Origin of the sequence: Streptomyces sp. ISL-99 (assembly GCF_018614005.1) — a bacterium.
Taxonomy (GTDB): Bacteria; Actinomycetota; Actinomycetes; order Streptomycetales; family Streptomycetaceae; genus Streptomyces; species Streptomyces flavidovirens.
Map to the genome: position 1 here is coordinate 83,801 of NZ_JAGGPC010000033.1, position 20,430 is coordinate 104,230.

Below are 20,430 nucleotides of genomic sequence, written 5' to 3' on the forward strand. Positions count from 1 at the left end.
TCCACGCGCAGTTGGAAGTGCCAGGCCATCTTGCCCTTGGAGGTGATGCGATGGCTGTGGCTTCCGCGAGCTGCTAAGTGCTGTTGCAGAGGACGTTGACCTGCTTAGACCGTTTCCTATGTGGTGAGGCGGACGAGTCGCTTGTAGCAGCACATGGCCGCGGCGAGGCCGAGAAAGGCAAGGTAGTTCCGGGGATTACGTTCGTAGCGTGGGCTGAGTCTGCGGTAGCCGGACAGCCACGAGATCGTGCGCTCGATCACCCACCTTCGGCGGCCCAGCCGTTCGCTGGACTCGATGCCTTTGCGCGCGATGCGCACGCCGATGCGCTTACCGCGTAACCATTTCCGCAGGTGGGGAATGTCGTAGGCTTTGTCGGCGTACAGGCGTTGGGGCTTGAAGTGGCGGCCGCGGTGGGGGTCGTGTCTCGTTTGGTGACCGGCCACCATCGGCTTCAGACCCTCGCTGTCGTGGACGTTGGCGGCGGAGACGCCGACGACCAGGGGCAGGCCGTTCGCGTCCGACAGGATGTGCATCGTGGAACCCGGCTTGCCCCGGTCCACGGGGCTCGGACCGGTATGACGGCCCTTTTTTCGCCCTGACGTGGGCGGAGTCGAGGACGACGCGGGAGACGTCGATGAGGCCGGCGTCGTCGAGATGGTGCAGGACCGCTTCGTGCAGCCGACCCCAGACCCCGGCCCGTGACCAGATCAGGAATCGCCGGTGGGCCGTCGACTTCGATATCCCGAAGCACGGCGGCAGAGCCCGCCAGGCACAGCCGCTCACCAGCACGTAGATGATCGCCGCGAACAGCGTCTCGTCAGGTGTGTCCTGCGTGCCGCCGCCCTGCGGCCGCACCTTCGACGGTGGGATCAACGGCTTCGCGATCTCCCACAGCCCGTCCGGAACAATCCAACTCCACGTCCCCCGCCCCATATACGGGCCAACGAGCGATCACCACATAGGACACGGTCTTAAGGTCCTGCCATCTGAGCTCGGTCTGATGTCGGCACGCGGGTGTGTCCGATGAGAGTTACTGCCCTTCATCGGAAAGTGACGAAAGTGCTTCCGGAATGTTCCAGGTCGGCATACCCTGCGGAAATTACCGCGTTTCAGACCGCAGCGGTCTGAAACGCGGCGGAGGTGTCATGGGTGGGGACCCGTATGTATCAGCAACGGTTGGCGAACATGGGGGGCCGGAGGTGTCGTCGATGCCTCGCGATAGGGCGCAGGTGCCTGATCCGTACGGTGACCGTCCCCTGTTGACCTCTGCAATGACGAAAGGCTATGACGCCGTACCTGACGAAGAACGGGATCGGTTGCGGCGCTATCTGGAAGCGGTTGTCGTGGCCCGCCCAGCGCCCGTGCACACTGCCGTCGCCTTCAACGCCGTGTACTTCGGGTACGACGTCGGCGGCGACGGCTACGGCGGCAGCCCGCTCTGTCTCGACGACTTCCCTGTGATCACCTTCGGCGAGTGCGCCCCCGTGCTCCCGGTCGGTGCAATGGTGTGTGTCGCCACCGGGTCGGACCCGTTGTACGCCGAGATCGTCTATCGGGAGGGTGCCCACCCAGAGGTGGGCGTCCTCGGTGACGTACCCGCCTGGGTGTCGGGGGCGCCTGCAGGGGCTGAAGGCCCGGGGAGGCCGGGAGACGGCGCCGCGCCACGGCGAAGGGAGCTCCTGGTCCCGGATCTCCATGCCTTCGGCCCGGCTCTGAGCCTGTCGTCGGCCCAGCTCCTTCGCTTACGCACGCGCCGGCGCTGGATCAACGAGGACGGGCATGTCGTCGTCGAGGTCCGCTACCCGTCCCCGGAGGCGGCACGGCGCGACGACCTGACGGCCTATGCGGAGCATCTCCTGACGATGGCACGGGAGCAGCTGCTCAGTCCCTTCGTCCCCGTGTCCCTCGCTGCACTGGTAGGCGGCACGCACGACGACGACCTACGAGCGGGGCTGAGCGGTCTCCTTGGCACGGTGAGCGATGTGCTCAACTCCAGTGCCGTCTTGCGAACATGGGGTGACTACACCATGACCCGGACCTCCCTCGCGGACTGCTGGCGGGACACCGGGCCGCTGGGCGGCGATGACCTCAGGTCGCTTGCCTCAGCGGTCGAACGCGCGGCCACCCCGGGGAGGAGGCGTTACGGCCTCACCACGCCTGTCACCGTGTACACAGCGGTTGGACCGCGGCTTCGCGGGTTCCCGGGGGCGACGGAGATGCTCAGGGGAGTGGGGTACGCCGCAGCGGTGTGCCGGGCGAATGTGGCGCTCGCCGACGTCGTCCAGGGGGACAGCGACCAGGGCCTGTTCGAGAGCGGCTCGCGGATCACGCACGACGACGCCTTCGAGGGCGGAGGCGTGTGGCGGTCCCATCATCCCGGTGATGCAGAAGCGCACGGAGATCCCCTGGCCCCGGCCGGACGCGGCTGGATGTCCACGCTGCCCGCGACATCGGAGCCGGAGCCGGAAGCAGAGTTGGACCCGGTCGATCTGCCCCTGGCCGACGACGCCTCTCTCGGCACCGGTGAACTCCTGCGGAGTGACGCACAGGAGATCGTCTGGCGGGCACCCCTGCGGCTGTCCCAGCTCATCGACGGCTGGCTTCCCTTACATCCGTACGTCGTCGAGGAACTTCGCCGGTCCCACGGTGCGCGCCCCACGGTTCGCCTCGAACTCGACCATGCTGGCGAGGTGTTGGATGAGAAGCAGGCAGCGCAGGAGGTCATCGCCGAACTCGCTGACACTTCGGGCCGTTTGACCGGGATCGTCTGGCCCGGCGACTTCTTCCCCGGCCTGATGCTTGAACTGCGCAGCCTCCGCGGCGGCTCGGTGATCCGCCTGGCCACGACGTCGCTCGAGGAACGCGTGCTGGTCGGCGACCGTGACACCGGGCACTGTTATGACCCTTGTGTGCTCACCAGGGAGGACGTCCCGGGAAGTGACCGCCACGGTGACAGCGTGGTCGGGCTGGGCCCCCGGCAGCTGGTGATGCGCTCGGTGCGCCGCTGCGGTCTGCTCACCCTGGACGGCCATGCCCTTATGGACCGTTCGGTCCTGCCGAGCGCGGTCTACGGGCGTCGGCCGGCCCGGTCACAGGCCGCCGCCCTGGAATCGGCCGTTGCGGAACTGCTCGCGGAACGGCTTCTGGAACCGGCGCTCGGCAGTCGAGACGCCTGGGGTCAACCTCATTTCCCGCCGCGCGACGGACAGCGGACCATTTCCCTCATCGGCTACCGCCCCGCGCGGCCGCGGGTGATACGTCCGTGGGGCGGCACCGAACCGGGTGGCGACAGGCTGCGGGGGATCCAGTTCGTCCCCGGTCATCTGCGCCGCCTGCGACCGGGGTGCTCGCCCAGTGTCGTTCAGCGTGCGGCCTTTCGGGAGCACTGCCGCAGGCTCGGCAAGGCGGACGGCTGGCAACTGCCCTACGGATACACGTTCGTCACCGAGCACACGCGCGGCCGCTGATTCATCACGCGGGTCCGGCCGGCGCCCCCTCCCTTCTCCTTGGTGTCCACAGAAATGGAGTACGCGTACATGCAGGACCGCTACCGCGTCGTCACGGGGCCGCCGGGGTCCCCGTCGAGCGTCTCGGCCCAGGATCTCGAAGACCTGGCCGCCGCGCTCAACGCCTTGGACCACCCAGCCGTCACCGCCCTCAACGACCTCACGGCCGACATGGTGGAACTGGCCTTCAACTCCCTGCGGCCAAAGGACCGACAGGAGTTGCTCGGCAGGCTGGGCATCCGCATAGCGGCCCCCCGACGGGTGAGCAAAGCCCTGTGCCAGGACGTTCTCGCCAGGCTGCGGCGTGAGGCACGGCAGCACACCTGCACATGCGGAATCAAAGAACTCACGGTCACCGTGATGAATCAGGTGGGCAACTTCGTCGTCGCGCAGGACGGCGAGACGGTTTCGGACCCCGTTACCCGGTGGGGCGCGACGCTTGTCCGGGCGACGGTGTTCGCGTGGTGCAACGCCTCCGTCACTGACGCCCACATCCTTGCGTGGGCGGCGGAGCAGGACTGGTTCGCGGTGACGGCCGACGACAAGGAGACGGCTCAGCTCGCCGCTGTCGGTGCCGCGGCGCGGTCCATCGTGGAGGCGAACCCGGACGTCGCCCCCGGAGCAGCGGAAGACGACGAACCGCCGGTCGCGGGCGACGGGAATCCTGTGCGCGCTGCCGTCGCCGACCGGCTGGGCACGAATACCCCCACTCCCGAGATCGTGGTACCCGACCCCGGCACCTCTCACGAGACGACCGCTACGGCGTCCGACAGCGCCCGAACCGATGAGGGGACGGATCCGGAGTCGGCCTGCCGACAGTTGCAGTCGGCCCTCGCGCAAGCCCGGCAAGCCGCGGAAAAGGTGACCAGTGCGGTCCGGGACGGCTGCCCCCCGCAGGAGGAGGACCTGGCCCGGCTGGCCGCGCTGGGTGCCGTCTTCGACAGCGTCGACGCGGTGCTCCGCACGGCGGGGATCGAGGGGGTGCCTCGCCGCCTGGAGGATATGACGTGCGCCGTACGCGCGCACCGGGCTGCGCACGAGCGCGACCTCCGGGCACGGGAGCCGCTGCGGGAACTGCTGGATGTCGCCTCCCGCCCGGACGGCTCCGTCGCTGCCGCCTCTGCGGCTGAGGCCGTGCGCGGCGCGGCCCGCCGCCTGCTGGACGCACCGGTGTGGGAGGAGCCGCAACGGGAGGAAAACGCAGCGCTGGCCGCCCTGGCCCGGCTCATCAGGCTGGGCCGGCAGGCGGAGGCCGCGGCGGAGATCCTGGTTCTGCAGGAGCAGGTCGTGCGGGTGCTGCCCACGTGTGCCATGGCGGTGATCATGGCCCCAGAGCTGACGTTGACTCAGCCGGAGGATGCCGGCCGCGAACCCACCGGGGCCGGGGCGGACGGAATCCCGCAGCGCGCCGACGCCGAGACGACCGTGGAGTACGCGGCCGTACAGCCGGCCGGGCAAACGGAGGAGAGCGTTGGCCAATTTATCAAGGAGACCGCGCCCGAGCACGCCTCCGAGCCGAAAGCTGCGACGGCCCCCGAGCCGGCCTATGCCCACGACGCAGAGGCTGCGCCACCTGCGGACACCGACCCGGTACCGCTCACGGACCCGGATGCGCCCGCCCTGACAACGGCCCGGGAGCCGGTCCACGCTGCCGATGCGCATGCCACGCCTCCCGCCGCGAGCGACCCGGCACCCCTCACGGACCCGGGCGGGCCCGTCTCGGTGCCCGCCGCACCTACCATCTGTCTCAAGGAGAACACGCCCGTCCAGGAAGCGGGGCCAGCTGTGGGTGACGCTTCCGACGACGCCGTAGCCGAGCGGGCCTTGGCGCAGCTGGTCGCGGATCGACGCTTCGGACTCGCCCACCATCTGGCGATGGCCACTGGCCACCCCGAGCCCCAGGTGGCGGCGCTCCGCCTGGCAGGTGCCGCCGCGCTGCTCACATCCGGTGACAGCCAGGGCGCCCGGCTGACGGCGGACCTGCTCCAGCAGTACGGCGGATACGCGGGCCACCACACCGAGGGCAGCGAACTCCTTCTACTGCCTGCACTGCTGCGTACCGCACTGATTACCGGCGACCACTCGGCAGGCGCTCAGCTCAAGGCGCTGGCACCCCGACTCCCGGGCCGGTTCGCGGAGGCGGCGACCACCGTGGCCGACCGTGCCCTCAGCGGTGCCCTGATGATCGCTTCCCCGCTGGTCGCCGACGTCTCCGAGACGGAGGCCCGGCTGCGGGAGCTGCGTGAGCAGAGCCGTGCCCTGCTCACGCCACAGAGGCTGCGGTTCGCGCGGGCGACGGAGATCGCCAAGCGTTGGCTCGCTTCCGACGACGGGATGCTCGGATCGCTGCTCATGACCGTCGTCGGCGACAACCGCGACGCGATACAGCAGGTGCGGGAGCAGGCCGAGCGGCTGGCGAAACTGGCCGAGGTCAACAGCGAGATCGACCGCATGGACCGCAAGCACCGCTCGTCCAGCGGCAAGCCGCTGCAGGGCTCGGGGCGGCAGGATCTGGTGCACCTGGTGGAGCGAGCCGTCAGCCTGGTCAAGGAGTGGTGCCTAGCGGTCGAAGGTACCCGTCGCGGCGACCGTTCCGACGGCAACCGGGCGGCCAAGGAGATCTCCTCCCTGCGCCAGTCCCTGCTGGACGGCAGGGAGGCTGCGCTGAGCGAGCTGGAGCAGATGGCGCGGCGCTCGGACGCCATCGCTGCCGCGACGGCCTGGGCGGCCCGCGCATCGATGGAGGAACTGTTCGCGATGCTGGCTGGTGGCACCGTGACCAGGCGTTCCGGTGCTCCGGTCACCCCAGAAATCGTCTTGGACGCGGAACTGCTGAAGGTGTGTGACACCTGTGATGAGCGGCCGTCGCTCGACGAGCTGCTGACCGCGGTCGACCGGAGCTGGCAGGACGCCCTCGACGAGCGGCTCTCCCACGACGCCTTCACCGCGGCCCGTAGCATCGTCGAGCTGGCCGGACGGGGGTTGCTGCCCGCCGCCCGGGCCGGTGAGTTCGTCCCGCCCGCGGACGCTGAGATCGACGACCGGGAAGCCGTCCGGCGCACGGAGCTGCGGAAGACACACGCCGAACTCGTCGCCGAGGTGCACCGCGCGCAGGCCGACGGTGCCGTGACCGAGGATCAGGACTTGGGCCTACAGGAGCTGCTGGCCGACGCCCATGACCGCCTCGAAGGCAGCGACCGGCACGACCTGCTGGACGTGCGGCGGGCGCTCGACACGGTGCGAAGTGACCTGCCCGCCTTCCGGCAGCAAGCGTCCGACCGGATCCGCGCCCGGCTCGATGCCCTGGACCCCACCGCGGAGGAGCGGGCCCAGGTGCTGCGGCGTCTGGAGACGAACGACCTGGCTACCGCCGCCGACCTCGTCTACTTCCTGGAAATCGGCGAACCCGTCCCGGAGATCGAGGGAGGCGAGTCCCACCTGCCCGACTTCTTCCCGGCTGTGCCCGACGGCCTGCCGGGAGGCATCGACCACGACCTCGTCGAACTGGTCCGGTCCGGCGGTAAGCATCCGACGCTTCCCGTCCTGGACTACGGCGGCCTCTCCACCGACGAGGCGGCACTCGCGGCCGACGCCCTCGACGAGTGGCGCGCGCTGGCCGCCGTCGAGCGGAAGGACCGGCTCCAAGTGGCTCCGACGAGACAGGTGCCCCCGCTCCTCAAGCTCCTCGGGTACGACGCCAAGAGCGCCAGGCCGCTTGACGACCGGTCCCAGCACCGGCGGGAATACCGTTTCTTCGAAGCGACCGGAGTGGAGATCAACGGCAGGGCGAAGGCGCCCGCGTTCGGCTCGCAGATCAGGGAGCAGGGCGGCAACCTGCGGGTGATGATGGTCTGGGGCAGACCGCCTGCCAAGGTCGTCATGAGCTGGGCGGAGCGCGACACCAGCGATGCGAGCCTCCTCATCGTCTACTTCGGCACGCTGAGCCGCGAGGCCCGCGTCGAACTCGCCATCGGCTCAAGCCGGTTGCAGCCGCTGCTGGTCGTGGATGACGCCGCCCTCGCCTATCTCGCCGCCCGCGGTAATCGCCAGGTCAACACCGCTACGCAGACACTGCTGCCCTTCTCGGGCGTCAACCCATACATCAGGGAAAAGCGCGGCCGGATCGGCGGCGAGATGTTCTACGGCCGTGACGCCGAACGCAAGAGCATCCTCGACCCGCGCGGCACCCAGGTCATCTACGGCGGCCGGGGGCTCGGTAAGTCGGCACTGCTCGCCGACGCCGGGGAGCGGTTCACGGAGCAACGCCCCGGCTACCACCAAGCGGTGTACGTCAACCTAGACCAGGAGAACATCGGCAAAGGCAGCTCGTTCGGTCCGGTGACGCTGTGGAGCGTCCTGGAGCGGGAGCTGACCGAGGCGCAGGTACTCGACGACCGGCCGCAGGGGCGAAGGAAACGGCAGGAGATCTCCGAGCGGGTGCGCGTCGGCATCCGCACATGGCTGGACGGGGACTCGCGCCGCCGTCTGCTGGTCCTGCTCGACGAGTGCGACCAGTTCTTCGAGGCGGACGCCCCGCGCTTCGACCAGACTAAGAAACTCAAGGGCCTCGGGTCCGACACAAAGGACCGCGCCAAGGTCGTCTTCGCCGGACTGCACTCCGTGCAGCGCTTCTCCAAACTCGCGAGCAACGGGCCGTTCGGCCACCTCGCGCAGACCCCGAAGGTGATCGGCCCGCTGGCTCCCCAGTCCGCGGCCGAGCTGCTGGTCGAGCCGATGCGGGCGCTCGGGTTCGAGTTCAAGAACCTGGATCTCGTCAACCGGGTGCTCGGCTACTGCTCCTACCAGCCCTTTCTGCTCCAGATGTTCGGGCACCGGCTGGTCGAGCTGATGCACCGCAAGCGGGCGCGGCGCGGAGCCGAGGGACCCCCCTATGAGGTGGAGGTGTCCGACATCGAGGTCGTCGAGTCGGACGCCGCGCTCAGAGACGGTATCTCGGCGGCTTTCAAGGACACACTGAGCCTTGACCACCGCTACGACGTGATCGCCAACGTGCTGGCGTACCACGCCCGCCATCACGGCCTCGAGGTGCGGCTGAGCGACACCGAGCTGCGCGAGGAGTGCGAGACGTACTGGCGCAAGGGGTTCGAACAGCTCGACACCGAGGGTTTCCGCGCCTACCTCTCCGAGATGGTCGGCCTCGGTATCCTCGCGCCCAACCACGACGGCCTGGGCTGGCATCTGCGCGGACCCAACGCCCTGCGCATGATCGGAACCTCCCACGAGGTGGAGGCCCGCCTGCTCAGGGCCGAACAGGACTGTGAACTCCAGGAAAGCATCGTGCAGGAGGGCCGCCCGGATCTCCCCGACGGCCAGCCGGCTCCGCTGACCAACACTCAGCTCGACGACCTTCTGGGCGAGCGGTCCAGCCGGACCAGGGTCGTCCTCGGCACATCTGCTACCGGAGTCACCGACGTCGCCCGGACCTTGCGTACGATCGCCGGACCGATCGATGGCTGGACGCTGCCGCCCGTCGGCAAGCCCAGCGTCTACAAGCAGGAGCTCACCGGAGGACGCCCTCGAGAACGACGTGTCGTCATCAGTGACTTCGTCAGCTACCGGGACCCGGTGCGGCCTGAGACCTGCCGGGAGGCCGTCGACTTGGCCGAGATGCTGCTGCCCGCCACCCCGGGAGTCACCCGCGCGGTCGTCCTCGTCACCGACACCACCCAACTGGCGCTGTGGCGGACCCTACTGACGGGAACCGAACCCACCTCGGCCGCCCCGGTGGTCCTGCGCCGTCACGACCGCCGCAGCCTGCGGGGCTGGGCTCAGCGTGTCAACATGTTCCACACGGAGGACCGCCTGGATCGTCTCCACGAGCTGACCGGCGGCTGGCCGCTCTTGGTCGGCCGAGCACATCGCCTGCATGGGGAACTGGGCGACCCCGACGAGGTGTTGCGGCGCCTGGCAAACCTACGCGCGGACCGGACCGAGGCCCGCGCGTTGGCCGAGGCGACCGGCGTGTACGCGGACCCGCTGCTTGCCGCTGGGTACCGGGCCCTCGACGACGAGTTCAAGGACGGCCCTTTCGATCTGGAGGGCGCGGTGACTGCTGTGGCGCTCAAGATCGAGGACGAGGACGAGGGGCGGTGGATCGTCAACTGCCTCGACGCTCTTCAGGTGTTCGACCACGAGAACACCCAATTGCGCCTGGAACCGCTGTTGCGCCAGTGCGTGACGCTCCGCATGTGACGGAGCGTTACGCCGGTCCGGCCACCCGCATGTCCGGGCGGCCGGTCGCCTTTCAAGGCCACCTTGCCGATAGCCGACCACGGCGAGGTACGCTCTGGACCTTGCCAGGGCCGTCCCATGACGGGCCGCGCGTCCGGTTGACGCCGGGCCCGGCGTACGTATCCGGCGGCGCGCTGCCCTGTTCGCGCCGCCTTCCCTACGGCCGAGGCCCTGGAGGCCAGGTTCATAGGGGCGCACGAGGGATGACCCCAGTTGGTCACCCGCCCCGATTGGTCCGAAGCTTGCTCGGCGTGCTCGGTGTGGCATGCTCACGACCTCGTGTGCAGCTGCAGCTGTGATCTCGTCCGGACGCGATCAGTCGATGTCCGGATCACCGGCCTCTTCAAGGAACCGGGTCGCGAGGTCGTCGGCCCACTCCAAGGCCCATGTGTGGAGAGCACTGATGGTGGCCTCGTCCAGGCCGTAGGCGGCGAAGGCTTCGTCGTCGGTCCACTCTTCGCCCGTGAGGTTCGACTGCAGATCCTCACGCTCGAAGCGGCCACGCGCGTGGCGGCCGAACTCCTCGAGCTCGGCATTGCTCCAGCGGCGGGAGGCCGCTAACACGTCGATCAGGTCGCGGGGCGCCCCGCGATCGGCGAGGGCGCGGACTTTGGTCCCGATCACGTCCTCCTCCGCGAGGACGGGCCCGTACCAGCTTTGGGTGACCGGCCGCCAGAAAATCTCCTTGAGGATGTCGACCTCACATTCCTGCCCGGTGGCCGGGTCAAATCACGGTGAAGCGGGCGGACAGCGGGCGGTCTCCAGCGCGCGCACCTTCCAGCCGCGAGCTTCCAGGCCGGCGCGGAGCGTGGCGGCGATGTCGGCCATGGGCGCCGGGTTCTCGGTGGCGACATCGAGGTCCTGGCTGGGGCGGTTCACGAGGCGGTGCCCCCGCACGGCGTACCCACCGGTGAGGATCAGTGGATACGGGGAACCGAGCGCTATTACGTCCGCCAGGAGCCGTGTGTGCAGCTCCGGCATGTCCGTCACGCGGCTGCCGGGTGCGGGAGGCGAGCTGGGGGAAGGCGTCTTCCCATACGGCGCGCACGATGCTGCCGACGAGGTGCGTAGCACCGGCCACAGCTGGAGGAGCAGGTCCTCTTTGAGTAGCGGGGCAGATAGTCGTGCAGGCCCTCGTGCAGGACGGTGCGTTACAGGCCCATACGCCGGCGTGGCTTGCCCAGGCCGTATGAGGTCATCCCGGACCAGGCCATGTGTAGCGGCAGATCCACGACACCGTAATCTGCCCGTGCAGTTCGTCCAGCGACTCCGGCAGACGGCAGTGGAACTTCTCCCGGTACAGCGCGAGGTCCTCGGCGTCGGCGCCCGAGACGTCCCACGGGGTGGATGCGGGGTGCTGTGGGCTGGAGGGCATGACTCCATTTTGGCGGCCGGAGACGTTGCGAACGTCATGATGTGCGAGCTGGCGTCCCGAGCGAGCGGGGGCGAAGCCCCGGGTGAGCTGGTTGCCGCAGTCTGCTCAGCCCTGAGCAGGATGGACTCTCGGCCGTGACGCTCGTTTGACGCTCTGGGCGTCTGCACGAAGGACGATGAGCCGAGAAGTCGGCTCTGACCAGTGCTTTTCTGGGATTCGTTCAGGCCGACATCCTCCCGATGACGCACCACGTGGAGTGCGTGGCGATTCTTGAACCTGCGCAGAAGGGTCTGTGACCTGCTGTTCTTCACGTGAAGCGCGTCATGTGACTCACGAACGCCGCTGATCTGCTGTTCCGTGGCCGCGGGGCGGAGGGGTGACGGTTGTGTCTCCCCGATCTTGGGAAGTCGGGTGTCCAAACGTTGCCCACAGCTGGAAGGGACCGTCTTTGTTGCGCATCCGACTGGGGCTCTTGAGCCAGCAGTTCCGCCAAGTCGACGGCCCCGAGGTTGGTCGAGGAGTCGAGCAGCTCGTCGTAGAGCTTCTGGACCGGATCGGTGCCCATCTCCGCCACGACGGCATCGAACGCGCGCTGTTCACGGAACTCGAAGCCGTCCACACCGAGTTCCACCTCCAAGCCCTCCGGGGTTCTGGTGACCCCGTGCAGTCGTCGAAGGACGGTGACCGCGACACCGTTCTCCGCCAGTGAGTTGACGTAACCGGACGCCGTGAGTGAGCCGATGTCGGGTGCGAGCGTTCGCTCGGGCGTGACGATCTCGACGGTGGCGCCTGCCCGGACGAGGGCCTCCACCGCGTCGAGCGCCTGATTGCCGCCGTGGTCGTCGTAGACCATCACGTGCCCTGTAGCCGTCGCGGGCCGGCGAGGACGCCCAGGTGTCATGGACCAGGCCGGCCCCGGGAACGGGGGTGTCGCGGGAGTGCCGCCGGTCGCGACGATCACGACGTCCCATGGCTGCTGGAGGAGCGCGCGGGCTTCGGCGTAGGTGTTCAGCGAGATCGGAACGTTCAGGCGGGCGAGTTCGTCGGTCCGCCAGTGGATGATTCCGCGAAGATCGTGGCGGCGAGGGGCCTTCGAGGCCAGCAGCAGCTGTCCGTCCACCTTGCAGCCGACTTCGAAGAGATCACGTCGTGACCGCGCTCGGCCAGGACACGGGACGCTTCCAGGCCGGCCGGTCCGGCTCCGACCATCGCCACGCGCTTCGTCGTGCTGGCACGGTCGATGCGCTGGGGTACCTCGAGTTCGCGGCCGGTGGACGGGTTGTGCATGCAGAATGCCGCGCCGGAGCTGTAGATGCTGTCGATGCACATGTTGGCCCCGACGCACGGACGGATCCGGTCCGTGTGACCGTCACGGACCTTGTTGGGCAGCTCGGGGTCGGACATCAAGGCCCTGGTCACGCCGACCAGATCGAGCAGGCCCTCGGCCATGGCGTACCGCGCGGTGGCGACGTCGCTGATCCGGGCGGCGTGCATGACCGGGACGGAGAGTTTCTGTTTGATCCGCCCGGCGAACTCCAGGTGCGAAGAGGCCGGCGTAGACATCGGCGGAATGGTGCGGGCCAGGTCGGCGTCGGTGCCGATCGACCCCTTGATCAGGCTGATGAAGTCGATCCCGGCTTCGGTGGTGTCCTGGGCGACGCGCAGTGCCTCGTGCGTCTTGAGACCGCCCTCGCGCTCTTCGTCGAAGGTCATGCGCGCGCCGATGACGAACTGCGGACCGACCGCTTCGCGGACGGCGCGGATGACCTGGAGGGGATACCGCATCCGGTTTTCGTACGAGCCGCCGTACTCGTCGTCGCGGTGGGAGCCAGTTGTCCGTGTAGTTGCTGGTGCGGTGACCGAGGTGCGTGAGCTGCGTCATCACGGCTGCGCCCTGCTCGGGGACCTCGTCGGCGAGCCGCATGCCCCCGCCTGCGCCCGGAGGATCCGCGGGGTGCCGCGCGCTGAGGCGGATACTCCCGACTCCGTCGCGCACCTCTCGTTGCCCCGCGGTGACGAGTCCGGAAGAGGGTTCCAACTTCTGCGGGACGAAAGCGAGTTGGGGGCGACTCAGATGGCGTCGCGAATGGCCCGTTCGAAGCCCTGGACGTGACTGCGGGCGAGCTGCGCCGCCTGGTCGGGGTCACCGGCGGCGATCGCCTCGATCAACGGTCCGTGCTCCTCGACGTGGCCGGCCATGTCGGACAGACGGTCGACGAACAGGCACCAGATGCGGGTGGCCAGGTTGTCGTGGCGGACGAGGGTGTCCTCCAGGTAGGGGTTGTGCGTGGCGGCGTAGATGGCGCGGTGGACCTCAAGGTCCAGGCGCATGAGCTCGGCGGCGTCGCGCCGGCGGGAATCCGCGGCCTCCAGCTGCCGCCGTAGGGCCGTCAGGGTCGCCCGGTCCGTGGCGGTGGCGCGCCGCGCTGCCTGGGCGGCGGCCAGGGGCTCCAACTCCTGGCGCACCTCGGAGATGTGGGCCAGGTCGGTGATGTTGACGTCGGTGGCGAAGGTGCCGCGTCGGGGGTAGGCCGTGATCAGGCGCTCGTACTGCAGCCGCTTGAGTGCCTCACGTACCGGCGTGCGTCCGACGCCGAGGGACTGTGCCAGCTGTTCCTCGTTGATCGGCGCACCGGGGCGGATCTCGAGCATGACGAGCCGGTCGCGGATGGTGCGGTAGGCGCGTTCGGCGAGGGAGAGCTCCTCGCCGCTCCTGGGCTCGGTCGCCACCTTCTGCATGAGGTCCCCTTGACTGGTCCGGCGAGCTCACATACCTTACCGCAGCATCTGATATATCAGCGGTCCATTAGTTGGCTCTCAGGATGGTGCTCAGATGGCAGCGAACTCGTCGATCAGCACATTCACCTCCTCCCTCTCCCTCCCACTCAGTCAACTCGACCCCGACGTCGCCGCCGCCGTGGACGCCGAGCTGCACCGCCAGCAGTCGACCCTCGAGATGATCGCTTCGGAGAACTTCGCCCCGGCCGCCGTCATGGAGGCCCAGGGCTCGGTGCTGACCAACAAGTACGCCGAGGGCTACCCGGGCCGCCGCTACTACGGCGGCTGCGAACACGTCGACGTCATCGAGCAGTTGGCCATCGCCCGGGTGAAGGAACTGTTCGGCGCCGAGGCCGCGAACGTACAGCCGCACTCGGGCGCCCAGGCCAACGCCGCCGCGATGTTCGCGCTGCTCGAACCCGGCGACACGATCCTCGGCCTCGACCTGGCGCACGGCGGGCACCTGACCCACGGCATGCGCGTCAACTTCTCCGGCAAGCTGTACAACGTCGTGCCGTATCACGTGCGCGAGTCCGACCTGCGCGTCGACATGGACGAGGTCGAGCAGCTCGCTCGCGCGCACCGGCCCAGGATGATCGTCGCCGGCTGGTCGGCCTACCCCCGCCGGCTGGACTTCGCCGCGTTCCGGCGGATCGCCGACGAGGTGGGCGCGTACCTGATGGTGGACATGGCGCACTTCGCCGGGCTGGTGGCCGCGGGCCTCCACCCGAGCCCGGTGCCGTACGCCGACGTCGTGACGACCACCACGCACAAGACCCTCGGTGGCCCGCGCGGCGGTGTGATCCTCAGCCGTGCCGACCTGGCCAAGAAGATCAACTCCGCGGTCTTCCCGGGCCAGCAGGGCGGCCCGCTGGAGCATGTCGTCGCGGCGAAGGCGGTGGCCTTCAAGGTGGCGGCGGGCGAGGAGTTCAAGGAGCGCCAGCGGCGCACCCTGGACGGCGCCCGCATCCTCGCCGGACGGTTGCTGGCCGACGACGTCGCCGAGGCCGGGATCACGGTGCTGACCGGCGGCACCGAGGTCCACCTCGTCCTCGTCGACCTGCGGAACTCCGCGCTCGACGGACGGCAGGCCGAGGACCGGCTGCACCGCATCGGCATCACCGTCAACCGCAACGCCGTGCCGTTCGACCCCCGCCCGCCGATGGTCTCCTCCGGGCTGCGGATCGGCACCCCGGCCCTGGCCACCCGCGGCTTCAGCGAGGCGGAGTTCCGGGAGGTCGCCGACATCATCGCCCAGGCCCTGAAGGACGAGCAGCTCGGCGACGAGCGCGCCGGCCTGCTGCGCGGCCGGGTCGAGAAGCTCGCCGCCGCGTTCCCCCTCTATCCCCACCTGCCCCACTCGAACGGAGGCGCGGCATGACCGCCGAGCCGCTGCCGGAGCACCCGGACTTCCTCTGGCGCAACCCCGAGCCGCGCTCCTCGTACGACGTCGTCATCGTCGGCGCGGGAGGCCACGGCCTGGCCACCGCCTATTACCTCGCCAAGAACCACGGCATCACCAACGTCGCCGTCCTCGAGAAGGGCTGGCTGGCCGGCGGCAACATGGCCCGCAACACCACGATCATCCGCTCCAACTACCTGTGGGACGAGAGCGCGGCGATCTACGAGCACGCGCTGGGGCTGTGGGAGCGGCTCCCGGAGGAGCTGGACTACGACTTCCTGTTCAGCCAGCGCGGCGTCCTCAACCTCGCGCACACCCTCCAGGACGTCCGCGAGGGCGTGCGCCGCGTCAACGCCAACCGCCTCAACGGAGTCGACGCACAGTGGCTCGAACCGGACGAGGTCGCCGAGGTCTGCCCCATCCTCAACGTCTCGTCCCGCACCCGGTATCCGGTCCTCGGCGGCACCTTCCAGCCGCGGGCCGGCATCGCCAAGCACGACCACGTCGCCTGGGCGCTGGCCCGCCGGGCCGACGAGATGGGCGTGGACCTGATCCAGGGCAGCGAGGTCACCGGCTTCCTCAAGGACGGCGACCGGGTCGTGGGCGTCGAGACCAACCGCGGCCGCATCCTCACCGGCCGGGTCGGCCTCGCGGCCGCCGGGCACAGCAGCGTGCTGGCCGAGCGAGCCGGCTTCCGGCTGCCGGTGCAGTCCCATCCGCTGCAGGCGCTGGTCTCCGAGCTGCACGAGCCGGTGCACCCGACGGTTGTCATGTCGAACCACGTGCACGTCTACGTCTCCCAGGCCCACAAGGGCGAGCTGGTGATGGGCGCGGGCGTCGACGCGTACAACGGCTACGGGCAGCGCGGCTCCTTCCACGTGATCGAGCAGCAGATGGCCGCCGCCGTCGAGCTGTTCCCGGTCTTCGCGCGGGCGCACGTGCTGCGGACCTGGGGCGGCATCGTCGACGTCACCCCGGACGCCTCACCGATCATCGGCACCACCCCCGTCGAGAACCTCTACGTCAACTGCGGCTGGGGCACCGGCGGCTTCAAGGCCACCCCGGCCGCCGGCTGGACCTTCGCGCACACCATCGCCACGGGCGAGCCGCATCCGCTGAACGCCCCCTTCGCCCTCGAACGTTTCGCGACGGGCGCGTTGATCGACGAACACGGCGCAGCAGCCGTGGCCCACTGAGGAGGACACCGTGCTGCTGATCACCTGCCCATGGTGCGGTCCGCGGAATGAGACCGAGTACCACTACGGGGGACAGGCCCACGTCCCCCACCCCGAGAACCCCGCGGACCTCACCGACGAGCAGTGGGCCGCGTACGTCTTCTACCGCGACAACCCCAAGGGCCCCTTCGCCGAGCGGTGGGCGCACAGCACCGGCTGCCGTCGCTGGTTCAACGTCCTGCGCGACACCGTCACCAACGAGGTGCTCGCCGTCTACCGGCTCGACGAGCGCCGCCCCGAACTGCCCCAGGCCGGAGGGAACCGATGACCGACCAGCACTTCCGGCTCCGGCAAGGAGGCCGCGTCGACCGCGGCACCGTGCTGTGTTTCACCGTCGACGGGCGGGAACTGACCGGGCACCCCGGAGACACCGTCGCCTCGGCGATGCTGGCGAACGGGCTCGTCGAGGTCGCCCCGTCGCTCTACCGCGGTCGCCCGCGCGGCATCGTCGCCGCGGGCGTCGAGGAGCCCAACGCCCTGTTGCAGCTCGACGGCCCGTGCGCGGAGGGCATGCTGCCGGCGACGACAGTGGAGCTGTACGACGGCCTGTCCGCCACGACGCTGTCGGGGATGGGCCGGCTCGACCCCACCGCCGACCCCGCCGTGTACGACAAGAAGTTCGTGCACACCGACGTCCTGGTCGTCGGCGCCGGACCGGCCGGGCTCGCTGCTGCCGCCGCTGCCGCCGGCTCCGGCGCCCGTGTGATCCTCCTCGACGACCAGCCTGAACCCGGCGGTTCGCTGCTCTCCGGGAGCACCGAGACGGTCGGCGCGCGCAGCGCCCTGGAGTGGGTCGCCGACGTCCGCGCGGCACTCGACGCCGCCCCCGAGGTCGTCGTACTGCAACGCACCACGGCCTTCGGTTCGTACGACGACAACTACGTGCTGGCCCTGCAGCGGCGCACCGACCACCTCGGAGCCGGCGCCCCCGCTCTCTCCGAAGGCGTCTCGCGCCAGCGGCTGTGGCACATACGGGCCCGCCAGGTGGTCCTGGCGACCGGCGCGCACGAGCGTCCGCTGGTCTTCGCAGGCAACGACCGCCCCGGAGTGATGCTCGCCGCGGCCGTGCGCACCTGCCTCAACCGATACGCCGTGGCTCCGGGCTCGCGGGCCGTGGTGAGCACGACCAACGACAGCGCCTACGACACGGTCGCCGACCTCCACGCCGCCGGGATCGGCATCGCCGCCGTCGTGGACGCGCGCCCCCAACTGTCCCACCGGGCCGCCGAGGTCGCCGTGGCGACCGGGGTGCGGGTGCTGACCGGAAGTGCGGTGGTCGACACCGCGGGCGAAGGTCGGCTCACCGGTGTCACCGTTCAGCCTCTCGACGAGAGCGGTCGACTCACCGGTGAGCCCCAGTCGTTCGACTGCGACCTGCTCGCCGTCTCGGGCGGCTGGAGTCCGGTGGTACACCTGCACAGCCAGCGTCAGGGCCGGCTGCGCTGGGACGAGGACCTGGTCGCCTTCGTCCCCGACGGCACCGTACGGGACCAGCAGGTCGTCGGTGCGGCCGGCGGGACGTACGGCCTCGACGGCTGCCTGGCCGAGGGGGCGCGGGCCGGTGCGCGGGCCGCGACGGACGCCGGGTTCCCGGTTCCCGTGCCGTCGTCCGACGATGCGCGGTCCGGAGCCGGCCCGACGCGGGCGCTGTGGCTGGTGCCCGCCCCCGAGGGCGAACCCGGTACCTGGGACACCCACTTCGTCGACCTGCAGCGAGACGTCACCGTCGCCGACGTGTGGCGGTCCACCGGCGCCGGCATGCGCGGTGTCGAGCACGTCAAGCGCTACACCTCGCTCGGCACGGCGAACGACCAGGGCAAGACGTCCGGCGTCAACGCGATCGGTGTGATCGCGGAGGCACTCGGCGCGGGCGCCTCACCCGGAGAGATCGGCACCACGGCCTACCGGGCGCCGTACACACCGGTGGCCTTCGCCGCCCTGGCCGGGCGTGAGCGCGGCGAGCTGTTCGATCCGGAGCGCACGACCTCCGTCCACAGCTGGCACGTCACCCACGGCGCGGAGTTCGAGGACGTCGGGCAGTGGAAGCGCCCCTGGTACTACTCCCGGCCCGGCGAGGACATGGACACGGCCGTGGCCCGCGAGTGCCGCGCGGCCCGTGAGGGGGTCGCGTTCATGGACGCCTCCACCCTCGGCAAGATCGAGATCTGGGGCGCGGACGCGGGCGAGTTCCTCAACCGCATCTACACCAACGCCTTCAAGAAGCTCAAGCCCGGCATGGCTCGCTACGGTCTCATGTGCAAGCCGGACGGCATGATCTTCGACGACGGCGTGACCCTGCGCCTCGACGAGAACCGCTACTTCATGACCACCACGACCGGCGGCGCCGCCGGGGTCCTGGACTGGCTGGAGGAGTGGCTGCAGACCGAGTGGCCCGAACTCGACGTCCACTGCACCTCGGTGACCGAGCAGTGGACGACGATCGCCGTCGTCGGCCCCCGGTCGCGCGAGGTCGTCGCCCGACTCGCGCCCGACATCGACCTGTCCGCCGAAGCATTTCCCTTCATGGCCTTCCGCGAGACCACCCTGGCCTCCGGCGTCCCGGCCCGCATCTGCCGCATCTCCTTCTCCGGCGAACTCGCCTACGAGATCAACGTCTGCTCCTGGTACGGCCTGGCCGTCTGGGAGCAGGTGTACGAGGTCGGACAGCCGTACGGCATCACCCCGTACGGCACCGAGACCATGCACGTCCTGCGGGCCGAGAAGGGCTACATCATCGTCGGCCAGGACACCGACGGCACCGTCACCCCGCAGGACGCGGGCATGTCCTGGGTGGTCTCCAAGCAGAAGGACTTCGTCGGCAAGCGGTCCTACTCCCGCGCCGACACTGCCCGCACCGACCGCAAGCAGCTGGTCGGCCTGCTGCCGAGCGACCGCACGACCCGGCTGCCCGAGGGCACCCAACTCGTCGCGCCGGGTGTGCCCCTCACCCCCGAGGCCGGGCCGGTGCCGATGCTCGGCCACGTCACCTCCAGCTACCACAGCCAGGCTCTCGGCCGCCCCTTCGCCCTCGCTCTTGTCGCCGACGGGCGGGCAAGGATCGGCGAGACCCTGCTCGCCCCGGTGGGTGATGACCTGGTGCCCGTCGAGGTGGCCGACTGCGTCCTCTACGACCCCGAAGGGACCAAGCGAGATGGCTGAGCCGACGATCAACACAGGCGGGGGCCCGGTGGCCCTGCGCACCAGCCCTCTGGCACATCTGGGGGAGCAGATGCGCGCCGCCGCCGTCACCGGCGCCCGCGGGGTCACTCTGACCGAGTGGCCGTTCATCACCATGGTGAACCTGCGCGTCGACCCCGCCGCCGAAGCGGCCGACCGCATCGAGAAGACCCTGGGGACGCGGCTCCCGCGCCAGTGCGGCCACACCACCGCATCCGGCCCCCACACGATCGTCTGGCTCGGCCCCGACGAGTGGCTCGTGCTGTCCCATCCCGATGAGACCGCTGTGGCCGCTGTGGCCGCCGTGGCCGCTCTGGCCGCCGAGTTGCGCGAGGCACTCGGAGGAGACCCGGGCTCGGTCGTGGACGTCTCGGCGAACCGCACCACGCTGGAGCTGAGCGGCCCGGCCGCTCGGCAGGTGCTGGAGAAGGGCTGCCCGCTGGACCTGCATCCCCGGGCCTTCGGCCCCGGCCAGGCGGTGTCGACCACGGTCGGCCCTGTCGCGGTGCTGCTCTGGCAGGTCGACGACGTGCCCACCTACCGGCTGCTCCCGCGATCCTCGTTCGCCGACTACCTGGCGCGCTGGCTCATCGACGCGATGAGCGAGTACCGCGGCGTGGAGGTGCCCTGATGGCATCGAGCGCGTCGTCGGACTCCGGGGTACGACCAGCGTGCCGAGGGCGACGGAGGGTCCGGCGCCCCCCT

At 69.8% G+C, this 20,430-nt stretch carries 11 protein-coding genes and 2 pseudogenes; 7 read left to right on the plus strand and 6 right to left on the minus strand.

The features are described 5' to 3' along the window. Positions 1-116: 116 nt before the first annotated feature. Positions 117-933 (minus strand): IS5 family transposase gene (locus J7E91_RS21080; protein ID WP_214907077.1). Its coding sequence is split into 2 segments (ribosomal slippage): positions 117-585 and positions 584-933, totalling 819 coding nucleotides; the frame shifts between segments, so codons are not numbered across the junction. Between the two features lie 338 nt (positions 934-1,271). On the opposite strand from J7E91_RS21080, the gene J7E91_RS21085 reads away from it, so the two are divergent. Both J7E91_RS21085 and J7E91_RS21090 read left to right on the plus strand, forming a co-directional pair. Continuing rightward, the gene (locus J7E91_RS21085) at positions 1,272-3,467 is read left to right on the plus strand and encodes a hypothetical protein (RefSeq protein ID WP_251016019.1); all 2,196 of its coding nucleotides are present in this window, start codon (positions 1,272-1,274) and stop codon (positions 3,465-3,467) included. Positions 3,468-3,536: 69 nt separating this feature from the next. After that, a complete protein-coding gene (locus tag J7E91_RS21090) occupies positions 3,537-9,719 on the plus strand; it encodes a hypothetical protein (RefSeq protein ID WP_214907227.1) in 6,183 nt (2,060 codons plus the stop codon). Positions 9,720-10,073: 354 nt separating this feature from the next. Here the strand turns inward: J7E91_RS21090 and J7E91_RS21095 are convergent. From J7E91_RS21095 to J7E91_RS21115, 5 genes and pseudogenes are all read right to left on the minus strand, one after another. After that, a pseudogene (locus tag J7E91_RS21095) lies at positions 10,074-10,739 on the minus strand (nucleotidyl transferase AbiEii/AbiGii toxin family protein). A gap of 214 nt (positions 10,740-10,953) precedes the next feature. Beyond that, on the minus strand, positions 10,954-11,133 hold the full coding sequence (locus J7E91_RS36130; RefSeq protein ID WP_251016020.1) for a hypothetical protein: 180 nt from the start codon (positions 11,131-11,133) through the stop codon (positions 10,954-10,956). A gap of 307 nt (positions 11,134-11,440) precedes the next feature. Beyond that, a complete protein-coding gene (locus J7E91_RS21105) occupies positions 11,441-12,253 on the minus strand; it encodes an NAD(P)/FAD-dependent oxidoreductase (protein WP_214907081.1) in 813 nt (270 codons plus the stop codon). Next, positions 12,160-12,948 (minus strand): annotated as a pseudogene (locus J7E91_RS21110) (hypothetical protein); the annotation flags it as partial. The gene J7E91_RS21105 and the pseudogene J7E91_RS21110, both read right to left, overlap by 94 nt. Positions 12,949-13,203: 255 nt before the next feature. After that, positions 13,204-13,872 carry a GntR family transcriptional regulator gene (locus J7E91_RS21115; RefSeq protein ID WP_214907083.1) on the minus strand — a complete coding sequence of 223 codons (669 nt, stop codon included), beginning with the start codon at positions 13,870-13,872 and terminating at the stop codon, positions 13,204-13,206. A gap of 94 nt (positions 13,873-13,966) precedes the next feature. Between J7E91_RS21115 and glyA the strand changes: the two genes are divergently transcribed. From glyA to J7E91_RS21140, 5 genes are read left to right on the plus strand one after another with little or no spacing between them, the layout of a single operon-like run. Further along, entirely contained in the window at positions 13,967-15,292 is a 1,326-nt protein-coding gene (gene glyA, locus J7E91_RS21120) for a serine hydroxymethyltransferase (RefSeq protein ID WP_214907086.1), read from the plus strand. Further along, positions 15,289-16,509: a sarcosine oxidase subunit beta family protein gene (locus J7E91_RS21125; protein WP_214907088.1), complete on the plus strand. Its 1,221-nt coding sequence runs from the start codon at positions 15,289-15,291 to the stop codon at positions 16,507-16,509. Before glyA ends, J7E91_RS21125 begins: the two co-directional genes overlap by 4 nt. 10 nt (positions 16,510-16,519) lie before the next feature. After that, positions 16,520-16,816: a sarcosine oxidase subunit delta gene (locus tag J7E91_RS21130; RefSeq protein WP_214907090.1), complete on the plus strand. Its 297-nt coding sequence runs from the start codon at positions 16,520-16,522 to the stop codon at positions 16,814-16,816. Then, positions 16,813-19,707 (plus strand): sarcosine oxidase subunit alpha family protein, encoded by a 2,895-nt coding sequence (locus J7E91_RS21135; protein WP_214907093.1) that lies wholly within the window; start codon positions 16,813-16,815, stop codon positions 19,705-19,707. Before J7E91_RS21130 ends, J7E91_RS21135 begins: the two co-directional genes overlap by 4 nt. Continuing rightward, positions 19,700-20,356, plus strand: a complete 657-nt coding sequence (locus tag J7E91_RS21140; protein ID WP_214907096.1) for a sarcosine oxidase subunit gamma — start codon at positions 19,700-19,702, stop codon at positions 20,354-20,356. Before J7E91_RS21135 ends, J7E91_RS21140 begins: the two co-directional genes overlap by 8 nt. Positions 20,357-20,430: the final 74 nt, after the last annotated feature.

What these genes read in the sequence shown, in the direction of transcription:
- J7E91_RS21085 (WP_251016019.1), top strand. Translation starts at nt 1,272, where the DNA reads ATGACGAAAGGCTATGACGCCGTACCTGACGAAGAACGGGATCGGTTG.
- J7E91_RS21090 (WP_214907227.1), top strand. Translation starts at nt 3,537, where the DNA reads ATGCAGGACCGCTACCGCGTCGTCACGGGGCCGCCGGGGTCCCCGTCG.
- J7E91_RS36130 (WP_251016020.1), bottom strand. Translation starts at nt 11,133, where the DNA reads ATGCCCTCCAGCCCACAGCACCCCGCATCCACCCCGTGGGACGTCTCG.
- J7E91_RS21115 (WP_214907083.1), bottom strand. Translation starts at nt 13,872, where the DNA reads ATGCAGAAGGTGGCGACCGAGCCCAGGAGCGGCGAGGAGCTCTCCCTC.
- glyA (WP_214907086.1), top strand. Translation starts at nt 13,967, where the DNA reads ATGGCAGCGAACTCGTCGATCAGCACATTCACCTCCTCCCTCTCCCTC.
- J7E91_RS21125 (WP_214907088.1), top strand. Translation starts at nt 15,289, where the DNA reads ATGACCGCCGAGCCGCTGCCGGAGCACCCGGACTTCCTCTGGCGCAAC.
- J7E91_RS21135 (WP_214907093.1), top strand. Translation starts at nt 16,813, where the DNA reads ATGACCGACCAGCACTTCCGGCTCCGGCAAGGAGGCCGCGTCGACCGC.
- J7E91_RS21140 (WP_214907096.1), top strand. Translation starts at nt 19,700, where the DNA reads ATGGCTGAGCCGACGATCAACACAGGCGGGGGCCCGGTGGCCCTGCGC.